Origin of the sequence: Streptomyces sp. NPDC058008 (genome assembly GCF_042886395.1) — a bacterium.
Classification (GTDB): Bacteria; Actinomycetota; Actinomycetes; order Streptomycetales; family Streptomycetaceae; genus Streptomyces.
Genome location: NZ_JBHVQX010000006.1, coordinates 117,794 through 138,171, shown reverse-complemented (window position 1 = coordinate 138,171; position 20,378 = coordinate 117,794). Strand labels below are relative to the sequence as shown.

General features: G+C 73.4%; 18 protein-coding genes. 5 read left to right on the top strand and 13 right to left on the bottom strand.

The genetic code is table 11. The annotated features are described in order from the left end of the window. Positions 1–320 precede the first annotated feature (320 nt). Together ACFVS9_RS08070 and ACFVS9_RS08065 are read left to right on the top strand one after the other, a co-directional pair. Entirely contained in the window at positions 321–1,118 is a 798-nt protein-coding gene (locus tag ACFVS9_RS08070) for a GNAT family N-acetyltransferase (protein ID WP_389930954.1), read from the top strand. Next, positions 1,115–1,954, top strand: a complete 840-nt coding sequence (locus ACFVS9_RS08065) for a lysophospholipid acyltransferase family protein (protein WP_389930953.1) — start codon at positions 1,115–1,117, stop codon at positions 1,952–1,954. Before ACFVS9_RS08070 ends, ACFVS9_RS08065 begins: the two co-directional genes overlap by 4 nt. Here ACFVS9_RS08065 and egtD read toward each other — a convergent pair. From egtD to ACFVS9_RS08040, 5 genes are all read right to left on the bottom strand, one after another. Beyond that, positions 1,897–2,859 carry an L-histidine N(alpha)-methyltransferase gene (gene egtD / locus ACFVS9_RS08060; protein ID WP_389930951.1) on the bottom strand — a complete coding sequence of 321 codons (963 nt, stop codon included), beginning with the start codon at positions 2,857–2,859 and terminating at the stop codon, positions 1,897–1,899. The genes ACFVS9_RS08065 and egtD overlap by 58 nt on opposite strands. After that, positions 2,856–3,611 carry an ergothioneine biosynthesis protein EgtC gene (egtC, locus tag ACFVS9_RS08055; protein ID WP_389930949.1) on the bottom strand — a complete coding sequence of 252 codons (756 nt, stop codon included), beginning with the start codon at positions 3,609–3,611 and terminating at the stop codon, positions 2,856–2,858. Before egtC ends, egtD begins: the two co-directional genes overlap by 4 nt. Beyond that, positions 3,611–4,948 (bottom strand): ergothioneine biosynthesis protein EgtB, encoded by a 1,338-nt coding sequence (egtB, locus tag ACFVS9_RS08050; RefSeq protein ID WP_389930947.1) that lies wholly within the window; start codon positions 4,946–4,948, stop codon positions 3,611–3,613. Before egtB ends, egtC begins: the two co-directional genes overlap by 1 nt. Continuing rightward, positions 4,945–6,243, bottom strand: a complete 1,299-nt coding sequence (gene egtA, locus ACFVS9_RS08045; protein ID WP_389930946.1) for an ergothioneine biosynthesis glutamate--cysteine ligase EgtA — start codon at positions 6,241–6,243, stop codon at positions 4,945–4,947. Before egtA ends, egtB begins: the two co-directional genes overlap by 4 nt. An 870-nt stretch (positions 6,244–7,113) precedes the next feature. Beyond that, positions 7,114–7,578, bottom strand: a complete 465-nt coding sequence (locus tag ACFVS9_RS08040; protein ID WP_383113682.1) for a type II toxin-antitoxin system PemK/MazF family toxin — start codon at positions 7,576–7,578, stop codon at positions 7,114–7,116. Positions 7,579–7,924: 346 nt separating this feature from the next. On the opposite strand from ACFVS9_RS08040, the gene ACFVS9_RS08035 reads away from it, so the two are divergent. Both ACFVS9_RS08035 and ACFVS9_RS08030 read left to right on the top strand, forming a co-directional pair. Next, the gene (locus ACFVS9_RS08035) at positions 7,925–8,953 is read left to right on the top strand and encodes a LacI family DNA-binding transcriptional regulator (RefSeq protein ID WP_389930944.1); all 1,029 of its coding nucleotides are present in this window, start codon (positions 7,925–7,927) and stop codon (positions 8,951–8,953) included. A gap of 49 nt (positions 8,954–9,002) precedes the next feature. Then, entirely contained in the window at positions 9,003–9,356 is a 354-nt protein-coding gene (locus ACFVS9_RS08030) for a hypothetical protein (RefSeq protein WP_389930942.1), read from the top strand. Positions 9,357–9,444: 88 nt separating this feature from the next. Here the strand turns inward: ACFVS9_RS08030 and trxA are convergent, their stop codons facing one another. Next, positions 9,445–9,825, bottom strand: a complete 381-nt coding sequence (gene trxA / locus ACFVS9_RS08025) for a thioredoxin (protein ID WP_383113679.1) — start codon at positions 9,823–9,825, stop codon at positions 9,445–9,447. 115 nt (positions 9,826–9,940) lie between these two features. Between trxA and ACFVS9_RS08020 the strand changes: the two genes are divergently transcribed. Continuing rightward, entirely contained in the window at positions 9,941–11,386 is a 1,446-nt protein-coding gene (locus ACFVS9_RS08020) for a dihydrolipoyl dehydrogenase family protein (protein WP_389930941.1), read from the top strand. Between the two features lie 192 nt (positions 11,387–11,578). On the opposite strand, the gene ACFVS9_RS08015 is transcribed toward ACFVS9_RS08020, so the two are convergent. The 7 genes from ACFVS9_RS08015 to manD all read right to left on the bottom strand — a co-directional run bounded on the left by ACFVS9_RS08015 (position 11,579) and on the right by manD (position 20,365). Beyond that, positions 11,579–12,187 (bottom strand): SUKH-4 family immunity protein, encoded by a 609-nt coding sequence (locus ACFVS9_RS08015; protein ID WP_389930939.1) that lies wholly within the window; start codon positions 12,185–12,187, stop codon positions 11,579–11,581. A gap of 471 nt (positions 12,188–12,658) precedes the next feature. Beyond that, complete coding sequence (locus ACFVS9_RS08010; RefSeq protein WP_389930937.1) at positions 12,659–13,900, bottom strand: cytochrome P450; 1,242 nt, start codon at positions 13,898–13,900, stop codon at positions 12,659–12,661. A gap of 202 nt (positions 13,901–14,102) precedes the next feature. After that, the gene (locus ACFVS9_RS08005) at positions 14,103–15,287 is read right to left on the bottom strand and encodes an NAD(P)/FAD-dependent oxidoreductase (protein ID WP_389930935.1); all 1,185 of its coding nucleotides are present in this window, start codon (positions 15,285–15,287) and stop codon (positions 14,103–14,105) included. Continuing rightward, on the bottom strand, positions 15,284–15,484 hold the full coding sequence (locus tag ACFVS9_RS08000; protein ID WP_389930933.1) for a ferredoxin: 201 nt from the start codon (positions 15,482–15,484) through the stop codon (positions 15,284–15,286). Before ACFVS9_RS08000 ends, ACFVS9_RS08005 begins: the two co-directional genes overlap by 4 nt. Before the next feature lie 40 nt (positions 15,485–15,524). After that, positions 15,525–16,121: a TetR/AcrR family transcriptional regulator gene (locus ACFVS9_RS07995; protein ID WP_383118567.1), complete on the bottom strand. Its 597-nt coding sequence runs from the start codon at positions 16,119–16,121 to the stop codon at positions 15,525–15,527. 356 nt (positions 16,122–16,477) lie between these two features. Continuing rightward, positions 16,478–18,520 carry a GxGYxYP domain-containing protein gene (locus ACFVS9_RS07990; protein ID WP_389930931.1) on the bottom strand — a complete coding sequence of 681 codons (2,043 nt, stop codon included), beginning with the start codon at positions 18,518–18,520 and terminating at the stop codon, positions 16,478–16,480. 630 nt (positions 18,521–19,150) lie between these two features. Continuing rightward, positions 19,151–20,365, bottom strand: a complete 1,215-nt coding sequence (gene manD, locus ACFVS9_RS07985; protein WP_383118560.1) for a D-mannonate dehydratase ManD — start codon at positions 20,363–20,365, stop codon at positions 19,151–19,153. Positions 20,366–20,378 lie beyond the last annotated feature (13 nt).

Genomic DNA, 20,378 nt, shown 5'->3' with positions numbered 1-20,378 from the left:
TGCCGGGAGGCTCCGGGCCGGTCGTCGGCCGTGCGGCGCCGTTGAGGCCGGGGCGGACCACCGGCTGCGCCGCGTTGCGAGGGTCCGCGCTGATCATCAACGGCGTGGTGACCGTGCGGTCCGAGCCCCTGGCCGGCTCACGGACCGGGCGAGCCCGCCCGCCCTCACCCCCGCGAGCCGGGGATTCAGCCGTCGCACATCCCTTCGCTCCACAGCGGTCATGTCGAATCCAGCCGGTCACGGAAGAAGTAGGGGGCCGGGCCGTCGCACTCCCGCGACAGCCCGGCAGCCGCCCCGCCGATCCGTCCCCGGAGACCGCCATGACCGTGCTGCCCCTCGCCTCCCCCGCCGGCGTACCCGCGCCGCGTCCCGCGAACACCCCCTCGGGATACCGGGTCTCCCTGGCCACCTGCCAGGACGACGTACGAGCCGCCCAGCGGCTGCGCCACCTGGTCTTCGCCGGGGAGCTCGGCGCCCGGCTCGACAGCGCCGAACCCGGACTGGACAGTGACGCCTTCGACGCGTACTGCGACCACCTGCTCGTGCGCGAGACGGCCACCGGAGAGGTGGTCGCCACCTACCGGCTGCTGCCGCCCGAGGGCGCCAGGCTCGCCGGCGGACTCTACGCGGAGGGCGAGTTCGACCTCGCACGGCTGAGTCCCATCCGCGACGACCTCGTCGAGGTGGGGAGGTCCTGCGTCCACCCGGCCCACCGGGACGGTGCCGTCATCGCCCTGATCTGGGCCGGACTCGCCCGCTACATGGAGCGCACCGGCCACACCTGGCTGGCCGGCTGCTGCTCCGTACCCCTCGCCGACGGCGGGGCGCTCGCCGCCAGGACCTGGGACACCGTCCGGACCCACAACATGGCGCCGGAGGAGTACTGGGTCACCCCCCACCGCCTGTGGGACACCACCGGCCACCCCGGAGGCGGCGCGGGCGGCCGTGCCGGACTCCCGGCGCTGCTGCGCGGCTACCTGCGGCTCGGCGCCTGGGTCTGCGGTGCCCCCGCCCACGACCCGGACTTCAACGTCGCCGACCTCTACGTGCTGCTCTCGATGCGCCGCACCGACCCCCGCTACCTGCGCCACTTCCTCTCGCTGGCGCCGCTGCGATGAGCGCCTGGCTGCCCGTCGCCCCCTGCACCCCGCGCGACTGCGCACACCACGCAGGCGCCAGGCGTGCGGCGGTACCCGCCGTGGCACTGCTGCTCGCCGGCTGCGCCCTGGCCCTCCTCGGGGTGCTGGCCGTGCCCGCGGTGCTGCTCCTGGCACCCCCGTCCCGCGACCGGCTCGTCCGCCGGTGGGCGTACGCGGTGGTGCGGGCCTTCGGCGTACGCGTACGGGTCACCGGCTGCCCGGTGGAACGGGAACGGCCGCCCACGGGCGAACTCGTGGTCGCCAACCACGTCTCGTGGCTGGACATCCCCCTCGTGGCCGCCGCGCTCCCCGCCCGCATGGTCGCCAAGAGCGAGATACGGAACTGGCCGCTGCTGGGGCCCCTCGCCGCCCTCGGCGGCACGCTGTTCATCGAGCGCGACCGGCTCCGGGCCCTGCCGCACACGGTGCGGTCCCTCGCCGGGGCGCTGGCCTCCGGTTCACGGGTCGCGGTGTTCCCCCAGGGCAGCACCTGGTGCGGCAGGGACGGCGGTGGCCGGTTCACCTCCGCCGCGTTCCAGGCGGCCGTCGACGCCGGCTCCGCCGTCCGCCCCGTCCGCATCACCTACCGGACGGCGGACGAGGGCACGGCGGGCGCGGCCGCGTTCGTGGGGGACGATCCGCTGGCCGCGTCGCTGTGGCGCGTGGTGACAGCCGCCGGGCTCACCGCCGAGATCCGGATCCTGCCGCCCGTACCCGCCGGCCGGGGCCACGACCGGCGGGCACTGGCGCGCACGGCTCAGTCCGCGGTCGCCAGCGACAGCGCGAATCTGCCCGCCTCGTCCGTCCACCACTGATCCAGCCGCAGACCCGCCGCCGCCAGCTCGTCCCGCACCTTCTCCTCGCGGAACTTCGCCGAGATCTCCGTGCGCAGTCCCTCGCCCTCCTCGAACTGCACCACCAGGTCCAGCTCCCCGATCTTGACCGTCAGCGCCCTGCGGGCGCGCAACCGCATCTCGATCCACTCGTGGTCCGGGTCCCAGAGCGCCACGTGGGCGAAGTCCTCGGGCGGGAAATCGGCCCCCAGCTCACGGTTCACCACGGCGAGTACGTTCTTGTTGAACGCGGCCGTCACCCCGTCCGCGTCGTCGTACGCCGCGACGAGGGTCGCCTCGTCCTTGACCAGGTCCGTGCCGAGCAGCAGCCCGTCCCCGGGCGCGAGCCGCGCCCGCACGGACCGCAGGAACTCGGCGCGCTCCCCGGGGAGCAGGTTGCCGAGCGTCCCGCCGAGGAACACCACCAGTCGTGGTCCCGGACTCGCGGGCAGCTCCAGGACATGCGTGAAATCGGCCACCAGCGCGTGTACGGAGAGTCCGGGACGCTCGGCCAGCAGCGCTTCGGCCGCGCCCGCGAGGGCGCTCTCACTGACATCGACCGGCACGTACGTGTGCAGCTCCGGCAGCGCGTCCAGCAGGTGCCGGGTCTTCTCCGAGGAGCCCGACCCCAGCTCGATCAGCGTCCGCGCCCCGGACGCCGCGGCGATCTCACCGGCGCGGGCGATCAGGATCTCCCGCTCGGCACGCGTCGGGTAGTACTCGGGCAGCCGGGTGATCTCCTCGAAGAGGTCGCTGCCGCGGGCGTCGTAGAACCACTTGGGCGGCAGGGTCTTCGGCTGCCGCGTCAGACCGCTCAGCACGTCGGCGCGCAGCGCCGCGTCCGTCGCGTCCGCAGGCAGGGTGCGGGTCAGCAGGAAGGGACTCACGCGGTGGGCTCCTTGAGCGGGGTCAGCAGGACATCGGTACGGGTCGCGGTCAGCAGGGTGCGGTCGGGCACCTCGCACCAGTTCGGATCGTCGTCGTACGGCTCGGAGGCCACCACCGTGCGGCGGCCCGGGCCGCGCAGGTACCAGAGGGAGTCGCCCCACGCGGTCGCCACGACCGTGGAACCGTCGGTGAGCAGCAGGTTGAGGCGTGAGCCCGGGGCGGCGGCGCCGATGCCGAGGACCGTGCCGGCGACCGCCTGCGCTATCTCCTCACCCAGTGCCGTCCGGTGCAGCACCAGCGCCCAGATCAGCGCCGAGTCGCTCCGCGCCGCCAGGGACAGCAGCCGCTCCGGCGGCAGCCCCGCGGCCAGCGGTGCCAGCGAGCCCGGCCAGCCGCTGACCGCACCGTTGTGGCTGAACAGCAGCGGGCCCTCCGCGAAGGGCGCGGCGGCCGCCTCCCCGTCCGCTCCCGCGAACGTCGCGTCGCGGACGGCGGCGAGCAGCGCCGGGCTGCGCACCACCCGGGACAGGTCGGCGAAGGTCTCGTCGCCCCAGACGGGGCCGCCGCGGCGGTAGCGTCCGGGGACGGGATCCCCCGGCGCGTACCAGCCGACCCCGAACCCGTCGGCGTTGACCGTGCCGTTCCGCTGGCGACGTGGCTCCCAGGACTGGCGGACGAGCCCGTGAGCGGGCGCCACGAGCACCTCGCCCAGTGTCACCGGTGGCCCCAGATAGGCAATATGACGGCACATCAGGCATCCCTCGCGGTGCGGAAGCCCGAGAAGATCTGGCGCCGGACGGGCAGGTCCCAGTTGCGGAACGTGCCACGGCAGGCCACCGGATCCACCGCGAAGGAACCGCCGCGCAGCACCTTGTGCCCGGGGCCGAAGAACACCTCCGAGTACTCCCGGTACGGGAACGCCACGAAGCCCGGGTACGGCAGGAAGTCGCTCGACGTCCACTCCCACACGTCGCCGATCAGCTGGCCGGCGCCCGCGGGGGAGCGTCCCGCCGCGTACGCGCCGGCGTCGGCGGGCCGCAGATGGCGCTGACCCAGATTGGCCCGTTCGGGACCCGGGTCCTCGTCGCCCCACGGGTAGCGCAGCGAGCGTCCCGATTCCGGGTCGTGGCGGGCGGCCTTCTCCCATTCCGGCTCTGTCGGCAGACGCCGGCCCGCCCAGCGGGCGTAGGCGTCGGCCTCGTACCAGCTGACGTGGAGCACCGGCTCGTCCGCCCGCACCGGCTCGGTCACCCCGAAGCGCCGCCGCAGCCACTGGCCCGCGTCGCGGTGCCAGAACAAGGGTGCGTTCAGGCCGTGTTCGCGGACCATCGCCCAGCCCTCGGGTGCCCACCAGCGTGCGTCGGTGTAGCCGCCGTCCTCGATGAATCCCTGGTACGCGCCACAGGTGACCGGGGCGGTGTCGATGTGGAACGCCGCCACCTCGCGCCTGTGCGCGGGCCGTTCGTTGTCCAGGGCCCACGGCTCCGTCGAGGTCCCCATGGTGAAGGGGCCCACTGGGACCGGCACCTCGGCCGGGAGGGTGTCGCCGACGGCGGGTCCGGGGGGTTCGGGAGCACCGAGTACCGCCGGGCCCGACCGCAGCTGATGGGTGATCAGCATCGTTTCGTCGTGCTGCTGTTCGTGTTGGGCGACCATGCCGAACGCGAAGCCCGCCCGCTCCAGTGGCCGGCCCTCGACGTGCAGCGGGGCGCCGCCCAGGATGTCCAGCGCCCGGCCCCGTACGTCGGCGGCGTACGTCCGTGCCTCCGCGGGTGCCAGCAGCGGCAGCGAGGGCCGGCTGGCCCGGGAGTGCTCGAACGCGTCGTAGAGTCCGTCGATCTCGGGGCGCATCGCCTCCCGGCCGCCCACGGCCCGGAGCAGCCACAGCTCCTCCTGGTTCCCGATGTGCGCGAGGTCCCAGACCAGGGGTGACATCAGCGGGGAGTGCTGTGCGGTGAGCTCGTGGTCGTCGATGTCGGTGAGCAGGGCGGTGCGTTCGCGGGCGGCCAGCAGCGCGGCCAGGGCGCGCTCGCGCAGCTTCTCCGGGTCGGGTTCCCCGCCGGTGTGCGGGGCAGGAATGCCGGTCATCGGACCACGCCCTTTCCGTACGGCGCCTCTGCCGGGTCGGGAAGATCGTCGGCCGGACATCGGCCCCTGGCCACATAGCGTTCATGGAAGGCGGCGACCGTCCCGAGCACGTGGTCGCTCGCCCCCATCCTGGGCAGTGCCTCCATCGCGGCCCTGAAGCAGGCTGCTGCCGCCGCCGCCAGCTCCGGATCGCCCAGCCCGTCACGCGCGGCGGTCGTCCACAGCGGGTTGCGGGGCGCCGGCGGCGGGCCGGCGGTCTCGGCGAGGGGCTTCACGGTGCGGTACACCGTCTCCGCCGCCTCCGGGTCGTCGAACAGGGCGGTGGTGACGGCCAGCGGCACCAGCCAGCCGTCGGTGCCGGACTGGGCGTCGATCATGCGCAGTTCGAGATGCCCGCGCGGGCGCACGGGAGGGAACAGGGTGGTGAGGTGGTAGTCGAGATCCGCCCGGACCGGAGGACGCGGCCCGCCACCACGGATCCAGTCCCGGAAGGTCAGGGCGTCGGGCACGGCCCAGGGGCCCTCGTCGTGCCGGACGCACATCACGGGGGAGGCGAGCACGTGGGCGGCCCAGGCGTCGCGCGGTGCGAGACGGCCCTGCGGCGCGAGCGTCCTGGCCGGATCGAGATCGGCCCACAACGCCTGCCGGGTGGAACGCCAGCCGGTGCGCCGTCCCTGCTGGAACGGTGAATTGGCGAACGTGGCCACCAGCACCGCGCCCAGCAGGTGCCCGAGCTGCCAGCGCCGCCCGAAACCCAGCGGCCCCGGCTCCTCCTCCCCGGCGTCCAGGCAGACCTGCACGGAGGCGGAGGTGCACATCATCGCGCGGCCCGCCGGCCCCGACCGGTCGAGAGCCGCCTCCATGGCGTCGTAGCGCGGTTCACGCAGCAGACGCCGGGGCGGATGCCAGGGGTCCACACCGATACCGGCCAGGGTCAGCCCGGCCCGGCCGAGCGTGTCGCGCACGGAGACCAGGTCGGCCGCCGTGGCGTCGACGCACGCCATCAGGGAGCCCTTGGGCTGGGAACTGAGCTCCAGCTGACCACCCGGTTCGAAGGTCAGCGCCGCGTCCAGAGGGGTCGCGCGCACCGCGTCCGCCGCGGCGCGCAGACGGTCGTGGGGAACGGCGACCTCGGGGTGCTCACGGTCGTGGATGAGCCATTCCAGCTCCACACCGACCGTCCGGGGCGGTCCCGTCTTGAAACATATGCCGCGGAGCAGATCCTCCGCCTCTTCCTCGCCGAGCGGCGCCGCGCCGACCGGCGGGCCGTGCTGACCGAGAGTGTCCGGGGGCATGCTGGGCCTCCTCTTGGGGTGCTTCCTTCCCACCCAAACCCTTACCGGGAGTTCGCACAAGGGTGCCCCCCTGCGACGGGAAACCGGTTGCGTCCATGCCGCCGGGACGTTCAGCATGCCCCGTATGCACCACACGGGGGAGCGCTCATGAGCGCACGGCCGCGCGGCACCGCGAGGGGGACCGGGTCCCTCGCCCGGGCCGGGCGGAACCGCACGCCCCAGGGGCACCAGGTGCCGGTCGGGCGGGTCCTGGCCGCCGTGCTCTCCGGCACCCGCCCGCACGGTCGCGAACGCGTACCCGGGATGGTCGTGCACACCGGCCGCACCCTGGTCGAGGTGGCGGACGGGACGATCCCGCAGGGCCCACGTTCCCGGTCGCATCCCGGCGGCGGCCACCTGAACGGGGCACCGGCCCGGGAGGAGGCCCCGTGCCACGGCTCCGTGCCCTCGGGCGCTACGCGCACACCGTGCCGAACGCGGCACCTTCCGCACCGACCGGGTCGTCCACTCACCCGGCGTGCCGGTCCTCCGGAGCGACCGGGGGAAATCGCCGCACACCCCGTACACCGCCGGATTCCCCGCCTCGTCGCCCGCGCCCGGTGCCGGAGTCATCCGCCGCCGCGCACCGGAGCCCGTCCCGATCATCCTCGCCGCACCAGCTCGAACGTATGCTCGAAATCTAGGGCGGGGTACGGCTACCGGGCGCCCGGGGTCCTCCTGAACGACCGGGCCGAGGTGGCGGGCCCCTTCCGTGACCTGCTCACCGGCCGCGGACGGTTCGCGGGACACTTCGAGCACCTCGTCCTCGGCGTCCCGGGGCGCGGTCCCCGCTCCGTCGTCCGGGCGGCCTTCACCCGTGAGCCGGGGCGGTCAGCTCCAGCCGTAGCGCTCCCGCAGCCGCTGCACGACCAGGTCGTACCTGCCCCGGTCCAGCGCGCAGGCCTCGCGCCGCATCCCGTCCTCGTACAGCCGCAGCACCCGGTCCAGATCCACCCAGGACGGCCGTCCCGAGCTGTCCCACGGGCCCGCGCCCAGGGACACCCACTCGTGGTCCCCGTCGTGCTGCTTGCTGGACAGCTGCACGGCGAGCAGGGTGCCCTCCGCCTCCCGGGCCACCACGAGAACGGGCCGGTCCTTGCCGCGCCCGTCGTTCTCCTCGAACGGCACCCAGGTCCAGACGATCTCGCCGGGGTCCGGGTCACCGTCGCGGTCGGGGGCGTACGAGGTGCGGACGGGGCCCACGTCGTGCGGCTCGGCCTCCGTGGTGGCGGCCGGACCGCTGCGGCCCGGGAAGTCGGTCGTACTGTCGCTGCTGTGGTTGTGCTCGAACGTCATCGCAACACCGTAGAACCCGCACGGCCCCGTCCGTGGGGCGGGTCCGCCGAAAGGGCCGCCGGCAGGGCCTCCTGACCACCCCTTACGCGGTGCCAAGTCCTGCGCGCCGCCTCCCTGGTCGCCGGGCCGGCCCCGGCTCCCCTGCTGCCCGCGACCCCTGGCGTGGCGTCAGCCCGCCGCCGCGGGCCGCTCCCGCGACAACCGGAGGCCCACCGACGGCAGTCCACCGGCCCACGGACAGGATCCGGACCGCCGAGGTCACGGGCGGCCCCGCCCGAGGACACCGCCCGTTACGGTGCCCCGGCCCGTCCCGCACGCCGAGGCGTCTGGAAGACTGCCGGACGCCATGAGCCAGTTACCCGAGCAGCCCGCCGGCATCTCCGTCCCGACCAGCGCCGACGTGGCGCGGACCGCAGGAGTGTCCCGGGCCACCGTGTCCTACGTACTGAACAACAACACGACCGTGCGGATCAGCGAGCCCACCCGCCGACGCGTCAGGGAAGCCGCCGCCGACCTCGGCTACGTCCCGCACGCCGCTGCCCGGACCCTTCGGGCCGGGCACACCAGAATGGTGCTGCTGCCCGCAGGACAGACCTCGGCGGGGCCCGCCCACCAGCGGTTCTTCACCGGGCTCGAATCCGGACTGCGCCGCCTCGACTACACCGTCGTGCAGTACGGCAGTGACGGCCTCGACGCCGACCAGGCCGCCAGGGCCTGGGCGGAACTCCGCCCCGTCGCCGTCGTGGCGCCCGGCGGCATCGCCCTCACCCCGTACGGCATAGGCGTGCTCACCCGGTCCGGGGCCAAGGCCGTCATCACCCTGGGCCCCCGGCCGGTGGACGGCGCGCACGCCCTCGTCATGGACCAGAGCGAGGTCGGCGGCTGCGCGGTCCGGCACCTGCTCGCACGGGGACGGCGCAGGATCGGTGTGGTCGTGCCGCAGGAACCCGGCCTCGCCCTGTTCGCCGAACCACGTCTGGCCGGAGCCCTGCGCGCGGTGGAGGAGTCGGGGACGGACGCCGTCGTCCGGACGCTGCCCCTGCGCTACGAGGAGGAATCGGCCGGGGACCTCGCCGCGCGATGGCGGTCGCTCGGCCTGGACGCCGTGTTCGCGTACAACGACGAGTACGCCATGCTCCTGATGCGGGCGCTCCAGGACGCCGGCGTCGGCATACCCGCCGAGACCGCCGTGATCGGCGCCGACGACCTGATGCTCGGCAGGCTCCTGCGGCCCCGGCTCAGCACCATCACCATGGAACTGGTGACCGCGCAGCCACCGGCCGAACTGATCGACCGGCTGGTGCAGCACCCCGGTGGAGCACCGGAACGCCACTCACTCCTGCGGCCCGCGGCCGTCGCCCGCGAGTCCGGCTGACCCGTGCCACGACATGCGGGCTCGCCCCCGCGTGTCTAGCGTCGTCGGCATGAGCCATCCGCAGAGCTACGAGATCCTGCTGTTCCCGGAACCGGAGGAGCCCGGTGAAGGGGCACCCGAGCCCGGCACCGCCCTCCGCTCCGCGGTCGTGGCGGCCACCGGGGACACCGGTGCGTCGGGATACCCGCGCTACGAGGGCGGCGGCATGGAGGCGGACATCGACCCCTCCACGCACACCGTGGAGGCCCTGCTGGTGGACGGCTTCGAGATCGACTACGGGCTCACCGTGCGGATCGCCGAACGCGTCCGCGGGACAGGGGGCGGCGAGAGGTACGACGACCCCGAAGCGCCGGAAGCGGCCGAGGGGGACGCCCCGGCCTCCGAGCGGCCCGACGGCGACTGAGCGGCGCGGCCCACGCCCGTTCGACAAGGAAGGCCAGGGGCCGACACGGCTCCTGGCCTTCCTCACGTACGTCCCGCGTCCACAGGGACTACTGCTGCTCCTGCTGGGCCTGCTTCTGCTCCTCGACCGACTTGCGCACCTCGTCCATGTCCAGGTTGCGCGCCTGGCCGATGACATCCTCCAGCGCCGCCTCGGGGAGCGCCCCCGGCTGCGAGAAGACCGCCACGTTGTCGCGGACGATCATCAGCGTGGGAATGGACCGGATCTCGAAGGCGGCCGCCAGCTCCTGCTGCGCCTCCGTGTCGACCTTCGCGAAGACGAGGTCCGGGTGGCGCTCGGACGCGGAGTCGTACACCGGGGCGAACTGCCGGCACGGACCGCACCAGGAAGCCCAGAAGTCGATCAGCAGGAATTCGTTGTCGCTCACGACCTGATCGAAGTTTTCCTTGGTGAGCTCTACGGTGCTCATACTCTCTTACCTCTTCCTGGGACCGGTCGATTCTGTCCGGCACAACGGTGACGTCTCTTGCGGTATTCCGCCTGCCCATGTGGCCGGGGCGCACACCCACGAGGACACTGTTCCCATGAGTGAAGTCGATGGTGTGCAGAGTGTTGAATACGACGTCGTGGTCATCGGTGCCGGACCCGTGGGGGAGAACGTCGCGGACCGTGCCAGGGCCGCAGGGCTGCGAACCGCCGTGGTCGAGTCCGAACTGATCGGCGGTGAATGCTCGTACTGGGCGTGCATGCCCAGCAAGGCGCTGTTGCGCCCGGTCGTCGCCCGTGCCGACGCCCGCCGTGTCCCCGGCCTCAGCGCCGCCGTGCAGGGGCCCCTCGACGCGGACGCCGTCCTCGCCCACCGGGACGACGAGGCCTCCCACTGGAAGGACGACGGTCAGGTCGGCTGGCTGGACAGCATCGGCGCCGACATCCACCGCGGCACGGGACGGCTGACCGGAGTCCGGCAGGTGTCCGTCACCGGCGCCGACGGCGCGGTGCGGCACCTCACCGCGCGGCACGCCGTCGCCGTCTGCACCGGGAGCCGGGCCGTCGTACCCGCCCTGCCCGGTGTCGCCGACGTCCGGCCGTGGACCAGCCGCGAGGCGACCAGCGCCAAGGAGGTCCCGGGCCGGCTCGTCATCGTCGGCGGGGGAGTGGTCGGTGTGGAGATGGCCACCGTCTGGCAGGGCCTCGGTGCCGAGGTGACGATGCTGATCCGGGGCGGGCAACTGCTCCCGAAGATGGAGCCCTTCGCCGGTGACCTGGTCGCCGAGGCACTCACCGAGGCCGGAGCGCGGATCCTGACCGGAGTCTCGACGACCGCCGTGAGCAGGGCGGGCCACGACGGACCGGTCACCGTCGAACTGGACAACGGGGAACGGCTGGAGACCGACGAGATCCTTTTCGCCACCGGCCGGGCTCCCCGCACCGACGACCTGGGCCTCGACACGGTGGGGCTGGAACCCGGATCCTGGCTCACCGTCGACGACAGCTGCCGCGTCGAGGGCAGCGACTGGCTGTACGCGGTCGGCGACGTCAACCACCGGGCCCTCCTGACCCACCAGGGCAAGTACCAGGCCCGCATCGCGGGAGCCGCCATCGCGGCGCGCGCGCAGGGGACCCCGCTGCTGGAGACGGACGCCTGGGGTGCGCACGCGGCCACCGCCGACCACGCGGCCGTCCCGCAGGTCGTGTTCACGGACCCGGAGGCCGCCTCGGTCGGTCTCACCCTCGCCGAGGCGGAAGCGGCCGGCCGCCGGGTCCGCGCCGTCGACTACGACCTGGCCTCGGTGGCCGGTTCCGGGCTGTACGCGCGGGGCTACAAGGGCCGGGCGAGGATGGTCGTGGACCTGGACCGCGAGATCCTGCTCGGCGTCACCTTCGTCGGACCGGGCATCGGTGAACTGCTGCACTCCGCGACGGTCGCGGTGGCCGGTGAGGTCCCCGTCGAACGGCTCTGGCACGCGGTCCCGGCGTACCCGACCATCAGCGAGATCTGGCTGAGGCTGCTGGAGACGTACCGGGGCTGAGCGCGAACGGCGCGCGGACGCGCGGCACGGCCCGGCCCACGTGCGCACGCCACCACGGCGGTCGTGGCCGGTGCCCTGCCGCGCGTCCGTGTCCACCGCCGGTCGCGTGACCGTCGGCCGCCGCCACCCGGCCGCCGGCGGTCCGCCGTGAGACGGGGGACGGACGCCCGTGTGCGTGGTGGCGGCCGACGGTCACGCGTGGAGCGAGCGGGCACCCGGGCTGTCGCCCTGGAACCGCTGGCCTGCCGCGATCTCCTCCGACACCACGTACCAGTCGGTTTCGTCGTCCTGGAAGGGCAGCGGATCCAGGCCGCTGATCTCCTGGCGGACCCGCTCGACCTCGCACTCCAGGCGTTCGAAGCCGGCCTCCTCGTCGTCGCCGAAGCTGAACTCGTCGAGCAGACGCTGGAGCCGGTGGGTGACCTCGATGAGCGAGGAGACGTCGGAGTGCAGTTCCCGTACGTTCGCCTCGTCGGCGTCGAAGGCGTACACCGCGCCGGAACCGGGGTCGAGGGCGAGGTGGGCGTTGAGCAGCCAGCCGATGACGGGCCACGAGCCCGCGTCCTGCGTGACGCCCTCCAGGTCGTCGGTGTGCACGACGTCCTGGACGAGGGGCAGCCGGGCGGTGCCCTCGTCCGGATCACGCAGCAGGAGCGTTCCGGTGGGGACACCGACGCTCCGCAGGAGACGGGCGCCCTCGGTGCCGGCGGCCGAGGGCGGGAAGGCGGATGCGGGCAGGACCGCGAGCCGGTTCTCACCGAAGATGTCGGAGAGTTGACTGCGGGTGACGTCGAAAAGCATGCGGAACTCCGGACTCGGCGGTCGCACGCCGCCGTAGGACTGTGGGACGTGGACGACGGTAGCGGGCGACAGCCTGACGGACCGGGGGTGCCTCCGCCGGGCGGGGTCGCGTGGCCGCTCTCCTCCGGCGCCGGGCGGACCTCGTGCGGGACGGTGAGGACCGCTCGCCCCGGCCGGCCGGCGGAGCGCGCGGCCAGCGGGCCGGCCTGCCACGAGGCGCCGGGTGGCCCGGGAAGCGCACGCCCGCACGCGCGCCGGGAGCCACGCACGGCGTCAGCGGCTGGTGGCGCTTCCCGCGCGACGACCACGGCCCCGTGCGGTCCGCGCGTCGCCCACCGCGCGGCGCGGGGAAGGGCATCGCGGACGCGACGCCCGGTCCGGTCCCGGGGCGCGCGGACAGCCGCCCGGGCCGGGACCAGGGGGCTCCCGGTCCCGGCCCGGGCGGACGGTGTCGCGGCCGGACGGTTCTCGCTACCAGGTGACGGGGAGGGCGTGGAGGCCGTAGATCAGGGCGTCGTACTTGAAGGGGATCGCGTCGAGTTCACCGACGGCCCGGAGGGTGGGGATGCGGCGGAAGAGGGTCGGATAGAGGACCTGGAGTTCCATGCGGGCCAGCGGCTGGCCCACGCAGTGGTGGCTGCCGGCGCCGAAGGCCTGGTGCTGGCGGGCGTTGCGGGTGATGTCGAGGCGGTCGGGCTCGGGGAAGACCGACGGGTCGCGGTTGGCCAGCTCGCCGAGGAGGATGACGCCGTCCCCGGCACGGATCGTGCGGCCCGCGATCTCGATGTCCTCCAGCGCGGTGCGGCGGCGGCCGAGGTGCACGATGGAGAGGTAGCGCAGGAGTTCCTCGACGGCGTCCCGGACGACGGCCGGGTCGTCCGTGTCCCGGATCGACGCGAGCTGCTCGGGGTGCTGAAGGAGCAGGAGCGTACCCAGGCTGATCATGTTCGCGGTGGTCTCGTGTCCGCCCAGGAGCAGGAGCACGCCCATCGTGGCAGCCTGACGGCGGGTGAGTTCGCCGTTCTCGATCCGGGCGCAGAAGCCGGAGAGGAGGTCGTCGCCGGGTTCCACGAGCTTGCGGCCGACGAGCTCGTCGAGGTACGAGGCCAGGTTGGTGTGGGCGTCCTGGCGTTCCTGGGGGGAGGCGACGGCGGAGACGATGGCCTTGCTGTTGGTCTGGAAGAACTCGTGGTCCTCGTAGGGGACTCCGAGCATTTCGGAGATGACCAGGGAGGGGATCGGCAGGGCGAGGGCCTGGACGAGGTCGGCCGGCTTCGGGCCCGCGAGCATCGCGTCGATGAAGTCGTCGGCCATCTTCTGGACACGGGGGCGCATCGCCTCGACCCGCTTGATGGTGAACGCGCCGCTCACCATGCGGCGCAGCCGCGCGTGCTCGGGATCGTCCATGCCGACGAAACTCAGGTCGGCGCTCCCTGCGTGGGCGTGCGACGGGTCCACCGGGCTGGGGAAACCCGGCCGGGAGAACTCCACACTCAGGCGGGGGTCGGACAGCAAGGCCTTCTGCTCGGCGTGCCCGGTCACGGCCCAGGGAGTGCTGCCGCCCCAGGAGCGGACCGGGGTGAGCGGGCCGTACCCGGACAGGGCCCGCATGCCGGGCGAGGGGGCGAAGGGGCACTCCGAGGAACGCGGTGCGGGGAAGTCGGGGACCTCGTGGGCGCTTGCTTCGGAGGTGGTGGTGGGCGTGCTGGTCACGGTCTTCTCCGGTGGGGTGTGCCGCCTCCGCCGTGGTGGGGGGCGGGAGGCGTGCGCGGATCGGTCGGTGGCGTGCTGCGGGGCGTGCGGGCGCCGGGCCCGGCGAGGGCGCTGTCACCGGGCCGGGTACGGGCGGCGCTTCCGGACGGTCAGGGCGGGGCCTGGCGGGTAGGGCCTGCCGGAGACCCGGCGGAGGCTCCGGTCACCGCGGGGCGGGGGCGTATCTGTCGAGGAGCTGCTGGCGGTGCAGGCGGGCCTGTTTGGGCATGTTCCAGCCGAGGACGGCGACGGGGCTGCCCTCGCCGTCGCGGAACTGCGCGACGAACCGCCCCTCCCGCGTGCCGCCTTCGACGATGTGGGCGGTGGACGAGGGCGTGGGAAGGCCGTACACCTGGATCTTGACGCCCAGTTGATCCGTCCAGAAGTAGGGGAGGGGAGTGTAGGGGCGGTCCTCACCCAGGATGTTGGCCGCGACCAGCATGGCCTGCTCGGTGGCGTTCGTACGGTTCTCGTGCCGCAGTGACCGGTCGAGGACCTCGTGGTGGAAGCGGGCCACGTCCCCGGCGGCGTAGATCCCCTCGGCGGCACGGCAGCGGGAGTCGCACACCACACCGTCCTCCAGCACGAGCCCGCTGCCGGCCAGCCAGTCGGTGGCGGGAACGCTGCCGACCGCCGCGACGACCAGGTCCGCCGGGACGGTTCCGCCGTCGACCGGGCGGACACCGGTGACGCGCCCGTCGGCGGTCTCCAGCGCCTCCACCAGGGTGTCCGGGCGCAGCCGCACCCCGTGCCCGGTGTGCAGCGCGGCGAGGAGCTGGGCGACCTCCAGGCCCAACTGGGCCTGCATGGGCGCCGCCTGAGGACCCATCAATGTGACGTCGGCGCCCATCAGGCGGGCGGTGGCGGCGATCTCGGAGCCGAGCACCCCGTCACCGACGACCACGACCCTGTCAGCCTCCAGCAGTTCCCCGCGCAGCCGTGCGGCGTCCTCCAGCGTCCGCAGGACGTGGACGCCCGCCACACCCGACAGGGCGGGCAGCCTGCGCGCGTGGAGTCCGGTGGCCACCACGACGGCCTCGGCGCCCAGCTCGGCGCCGCTCTCGGTGCGCACGGTGCGCTTCGCGGCGTCCAGGGACAGCGCGCGGTCGCCGAGGACGAACTCCGTGTCCAGGGCGTCCAGTACGTCCCGGGTACGCAGGTGTGTGCGCTCGGCTTCCCACGTCCCGGCGAGCACCTGCTTGGACAGGGGCGGGCGGTCGTAGGGCGTGCCGATCTCCTCGCCGAGCAGCGTGATCGGCTCGCGGTAGCCCTTGCGGCGCAGGCTCTCCACCACCGAGAGACCCGCGGCGCCCGAGCCGACGACGAGCACGCTCGACGGGGTGCTCACGCGTCCTCGTGGAGGTGGATGGCGGCGGCGGGGCAGACCGCGGCGGACTCCTGGACCGCCTCGTGCTGACCGGCCGGGGGCGCGGAGTCGAGGAGGACGACGACACCGTCCTCGTCACGCTGGTCGAACACCTCCGGTGCGATCAGTACGCACTGCCCGGCACCGCAGCACTTCTCCTCGTCCACAGTGATCTTCATGCTCTCCCTCATTCTCGGATCGGTGGGTCCTGACGGTCTCTCAGCGGCGGGCGGTGGGCGCGGCGAGCAGTCCCACCAGCGCGTCCTCCAGCGCGTCGGCGGTGCGCTCCCAGGACCTGCCGGGTTCGACCGGGTTCTCGGCCAGGGCGAGTTCCCGCTCCGCGCAGGTGTGGGTGATCAGATGGCGGGCCATGTCGGCGCGTACGGGGCGGATCTCCGGGGGCACGATGTCGTACAGGCACCCGCCCAGCCCCTGGAGCGTCCGGCGCAGGTTGTCCCGTGCGAGTGACTCCTCCGCCACCAGCGCCCGCATCAGCGGGTCGGCCATCACCTGCATGGCGAACCGGGCCTGCCAGGAGGGGACGCCCAGGCCCGCGAGGTGGTCGGTCACCGGGCGCAGCAGGCAGCGCACCCAGTCCCGCAGGTCGGTGCTGTCGCCGACGGCTTCCACGTAGTGCCCGCGGATGACGTCGACGTGTGCGCCGTGCCTGGCCATGATGGCCCGTACGAGCGTCGTCCTGCTGCCGAAGTGATAGCTGACGGCGGTGTTGTTGCCCTGCCCCGCCGCCTCACCGATCTGCCGGTTGGAGACGTTCGACAGCCCGTGCTCGGCGTAGAGGCGCTCGGCCGCCGCCATGATGGCCTCGCGGGTGCCGGCGCCGCGTCCGGTGCGGGGTTCCGTGCCGCTCACCGCCTCCCGGCCCCGGGGCGGCTGAAGGGCCGCCGCCGCGCGGTCCGGCGGCCGTACCTCTTGGGCTTCACTCATGCCTGCCTCCCTGCGTCCGCTCTCCCCGCCACTAGACACCACCCCACTTTCTAAATCAATCAACTGACTTAATTGCGTACCATGGCTGACCGGAAACGTGTGCGGGCCGCGTCGCCGCAGCTGACGCCGCAGGCAGGGGAGGCCGCCGGATCCGCTGACCCGTCAGGAGCGGCGTGCGGTCACCGCGCCGTGCGGTCGGCCTGAGTGCTCGTCAGATCCGTGACCCGTCAGGTCCGCCCGTCCGTTCCCGCCCGGCCTGAGCGGAGGTGCGCGTCGTACAGATCGAAGAAGGTGTCTCCCCGGACGACTTCGAACGGTTCGCCGAGCGAGTCGTGCAGTTCGGCGATGTCCGTGGGCGTCCAGCTCCAGGCGTTGATCGCGCAGGCGACGAAGAGCGGTGCGGCGCCGTCCCAGCCCTCGATGTGCCGCAGCAGCGCGTCCCGGTACCCGGCGGCCTTCCCCGGGGGGAAGAAGTTGCCGATCACGGGTATCCCGGCCGGCCGCGCCTGGAGGTCTCCGGTCTCCCACGACTGGATGATGCCGCGCACCGGCGTGTTCTTCCGGTACGAGCGGGCGACGCGCTCGTCGATCGGGACCCACCCGTCGCCCGTCGCGTTGCGGGGGTTGTAGGCGTAGACCAGGTCCATGCCGGTCCGCCGCAGGTAGCGCCCGGTGAGCGCGGTGTACGCGTCCAGCGCCTCCCGGGGCCACGAGCCGGGGTAGGTGTAACCCGCACCGGACGGACCCGCGATCAGCAGGTCGTTCTCGGTCGCGGTGTTCCGGTAGTACGCGAGCAGCGCGGGGCCGATGTCCGCGAGAAGCGGGCTGACGGTCCAGTTGACGGGGACCCGGCCCCGCTCCGGGTCGTCCCAGATGGTCCGCATACGGCGCTGGCAGTACTGGATGTTGTCGCCCTCGCCGACGGTGAACGTGAGGTGGACACGGTTACGGAGAGCGGCCTTCGGCCTCGGCGGGACCGTGCGCGGGATCTTCGCGGGGACGCCGGCGTGCACCGTGCCGTTCATGTAGAAGTCGGCGGGCACCACGTGCACTCCGTGCCGTGAGGCCCGGTCGACGCCGCCCCACTCGCCCGCCACGTCGTCGGAGAACCATCCGGCGTAGGGCGTGGTGGGCTCGACCCGGCCGAATACCTCGTCCAGGAGCAGGCCCGTCCCGCCGGACGGAGGCAGCCACAGGACCATGGCACGGCTCGCGACGGCGTAGTCGCGGAAGTACGGGAACGGCTCCGACCTGGTGGGCGCGGTCGTGGTGGCGGACACGAGGAACTGGTTCCACAAATCGACCTCGGCCGTGAGGCCGCGTGTACCGGCCGGCGGGGTGAAGCGGTAGACGAAGGACCCGCCGCCGTCGCAGAACCGGTTTCCCGCGGCACCGACGGAGGAACCGGAGCCGTCGAAGAGGTACGGCGCCTCGGCGGCCGTACCGGGGGCGAAGGCGGCGACCACCCGGCCGTCGTCGGCCGTCACCCTGACGGAACCGACCGAGGCGCCCCAGCCGTCGTCGCCGAAGGAGTCCTGGAAGCGCAGGTACACCCCGTCGCCGCCGGAGAGCTCCGCGCCCAGATCGAAGGTGCGCACCCGCCGGTTCGACGCGTCGCGCACGCGCACGGCCTCCCGGGCGACCTCCCGCCAGCGCACCCCTTCGACACCTACGGTCCGGGTGGGCGGCAGCCCGGCGAGCAGGGTGCGGGCGCAGCGTGGGAACAGGTGGTCCAGCTGCCAGCGGTACGTCGCGACCACGTCGCCGGCGTCGAAGCGGCCCCGCAGGTCGACGACGGTCCTCAGGCGGTGCTCACGCGCCTGTGCGGCGGTCGCGACGACGGCGTTCTCCAGGCCGGCCAGGGTGGTCGCCACGTTCACCGAGTCCGGGACGGCGGGATCGTGCAGGACCGCGCCCCGGGTCTCGCCGCGGTAGCGGCCGACGAGGTCCAGCGCATGGTCGTGGAGCGTGACCGAGGCGCCGGTGCCGGGCAGCCACCTGAGGTCGGCGCCGCTCGGGTCGAAGGTGAAGTAGAGGCGGGGGCGGCGGCGGTTGACGACCCCCTGGAGCGTCGTCAGCAGCAACTGGTCGTCGCCGTGGAGGGAGCTGACGTCGGCGACGTCGAGCCGGGTGGGGCGGCCGAAGGACGGCAGCTGCCGGGACGCGGCACCGTGCCCGGCCGCGTCCGCCCGGCCGGGCAGGAGGACTCCCGGCCCACCGGCCGCGAGAGCTGCTCCGCCTGCCTGAAGAAGGGTTCTCCGGGACACCATCGGCGATCACTGCTCCTTGGGAGAGGCGTCGTGACATCGTTGTCGAACCATCGGAGAAGCTAGCGGGGAGCGCGCGCCTTGTCCATGGCGCCTACCGGCGGCCCGGCGGCTGCCGGCATCGATCCGGGCGGGGCGTGACGGGGGCGATGCGATCGTCCGCGCGGGGACCGGGCGGGCCTGGCGACGCCCGAACCGGCCGATGCCCGGGCGAGGCGAGCCGTGGGCGTCTTCGGTGACCACGACGGGCCCGAGCCGGGAGCGGGTTCGCGCGGGTGTAGTCCGGTGGGCTCCGCTTCGGCGTCGTGCACGGAACAGGGGCGTGCCGTGCACACGAGGAGCGGTGTGCGGACCGCGTCCCCGACGTCCTGGTGTCCGCGTACGGCCACATCCCGCGGGACACCACCGCTGCCACGCCTGCTCGATCCGGGCCCGCCGACCGACCGGCCGCGCCGACAGCCGCCCTGCACGCACCGCACGTACAGGAGGGCCGAGGTCCTGGACGCACGGCTCACGCGCGTCGAACCGCATCGCGTTCCGCTTCCCGGCCGGCGGTGCGCCCCCGGGGCCGTCCGCCCGTGCTCCGGGCCCGTCGGCGGGGAGACGCCGGGTCCCGGAACACGGGCCGGGAGGTCACCAGTCGTGGACCGACCCGTCGTGCAGCCGGTTGACCGGCAGGTACGCCGCCTCGTAGGGATGGGCGGCCGCCAGTCCCTCGTCCAGCTCCACCCCGATGCCCGGAGCCTCGCCCGGGTGCAGGTGGCCGTCCCGGAAGGTGTAGGCGTGGGGGAACACCTCCTCGGTGAGCGCGGTGTGGCCCGAGTACTCCTGGATACCGAAGTTGTGCACGGCGAGGTCGAGATGGACGGCGGCCGCCATACCGACGGGGGAGATGTCCTCCGGCCCGTGTATCGCGCTCTTGATCTGGTACTGGGCGGCGAAGTCGAAGAGCTTGCGCAGCGGGGTGACGCCGCCGAAGTGGGTGACGGCGGACCGGACGTAGTCGATCAACTGCTCGGTGATCAGGGTCTGGTAGTCGTACACCGTGTTGAAGACCTCGCCGACGGCCAGCGGCGTGGTGGTGTGGCGGCGGACGATGCGCAGCGCCTCCTGGTTCTCCGCGGGCGTGCAGTCCTCCAGCCAGAACAGGTGGTACGGCTCCAGGTCCTTGCCGAGCCGGGCCGCCTGGACGGGGGTGAGCCGGTGGTGCGCGTCGTGCAGGAGGGGCAGCTCGGGGCCGAACTCCGCGCGTACCGCCTCCAGTACGTCCGGCATGTGGCGCAGGTAGGCGTCCGTGTCCCAGTCCTCGACCAGCGGCCGGGCCTGCTGGTGCAGCACGGGGGAGCCGTCGGCGTTCGTGCTGGAGACGCCGTACACCGCCTTGAGACCCGGAATGCCGGACTGCACGCGCACCGCGGGGTAGCCCTCGGCCAGGCGGGCGCGGACCGAGTCGAGGAGTTCGGGGATGTCACGGCCGTTGGCGTGGCCGTACGTTCCCACGCGGTCCCGGCTCGCGCCGCCGAGAAGCTGGTAGAGGGGAAGGCCCGCGGCCTTCGCCTTGATGTCCCACAGGGCGACGTCCACCGCGGCGATGGCGGCCATCGTCACCGGCCCGCGCCGCCAGTAGGCACCCCGGTACAAGGACTGCCAGGTGTCCTCGACGCGGTGCGGGTCGAGGCCCGTGAGGAGGGGCGCCACATGGTCCTCCAGGTAGCTGACCACGGCGAGTTCCCGCCCGTTCAGCGTGGCGTCGCCGAGGCCGGTGAGTCCTTCGTCGGTCGTCAGCCTGAGGGTGACGAAGTTGCGGCCGGGGCTGGTGACGAGGACCTTCGCGTCGACAATTTTCATGGGGGTTCTTTCT

Excerpts from the sequence above, each read along its gene's own strand:
- ACFVS9_RS08065 (WP_389930953.1), top strand. The coding sequence starts at position 1,115 with ATGAGCGCCTGGCTGCCCGTCGCCCCCTGCACCCCGCGCGACTGCGCA.
- egtA (WP_389930946.1), bottom strand. The coding sequence starts at position 6,243 with ATGCCCCCGGACACTCTCGGTCAGCACGGCCCGCCGGTCGGCGCGGCG.
- egtB (WP_389930947.1), bottom strand. The coding sequence starts at position 4,948 with ATGACCGGCATTCCTGCCCCGCACACCGGCGGGGAACCCGACCCGGAG.
- trxA (WP_383113679.1), bottom strand. The coding sequence starts at position 9,825 with ATGAGCACCGTAGAGCTCACCAAGGAAAACTTCGATCAGGTCGTGAGC.
- ACFVS9_RS07995 (WP_383118567.1), bottom strand. The coding sequence starts at position 16,121 with ATGGCGGCGGCCGAGCGCCTCTACGCCGAGCACGGGCTGTCGAACGTC.
- ACFVS9_RS08015 (WP_389930939.1), bottom strand. The coding sequence starts at position 12,187 with ATGCTTTTCGACGTCACCCGCAGTCAACTCTCCGACATCTTCGGTGAG.
- ACFVS9_RS07990 (WP_389930931.1), bottom strand. The coding sequence starts at position 18,520 with ATGGTGTCCCGGAGAACCCTTCTTCAGGCAGGCGGAGCAGCTCTCGCG.
- manD (WP_383118560.1), bottom strand. The coding sequence starts at position 20,365 with ATGAAAATTGTCGACGCGAAGGTCCTCGTCACCAGCCCCGGCCGCAAC.
- ACFVS9_RS08020 (WP_389930941.1), top strand. The coding sequence starts at position 9,941 with ATGAGTGAAGTCGATGGTGTGCAGAGTGTTGAATACGACGTCGTGGTC.
- ACFVS9_RS08035 (WP_389930944.1), top strand. The coding sequence starts at position 7,925 with ATGAGCCAGTTACCCGAGCAGCCCGCCGGCATCTCCGTCCCGACCAGC.
- ACFVS9_RS08070 (WP_389930954.1), top strand. The coding sequence starts at position 321 with ATGACCGTGCTGCCCCTCGCCTCCCCCGCCGGCGTACCCGCGCCGCGT.
- ACFVS9_RS08040 (WP_383113682.1), bottom strand. The coding sequence starts at position 7,578 with ATGACGTTCGAGCACAACCACAGCAGCGACAGTACGACCGACTTCCCG.
- ACFVS9_RS08000 (WP_389930933.1), bottom strand. The coding sequence starts at position 15,484 with ATGAAGATCACTGTGGACGAGGAGAAGTGCTGCGGTGCCGGGCAGTGC.
- ACFVS9_RS08030 (WP_389930942.1), top strand. The coding sequence starts at position 9,003 with ATGAGCCATCCGCAGAGCTACGAGATCCTGCTGTTCCCGGAACCGGAG.
- egtC (WP_389930949.1), bottom strand. The coding sequence starts at position 3,611 with ATGTGCCGTCATATTGCCTATCTGGGGCCACCGGTGACACTGGGCGAG.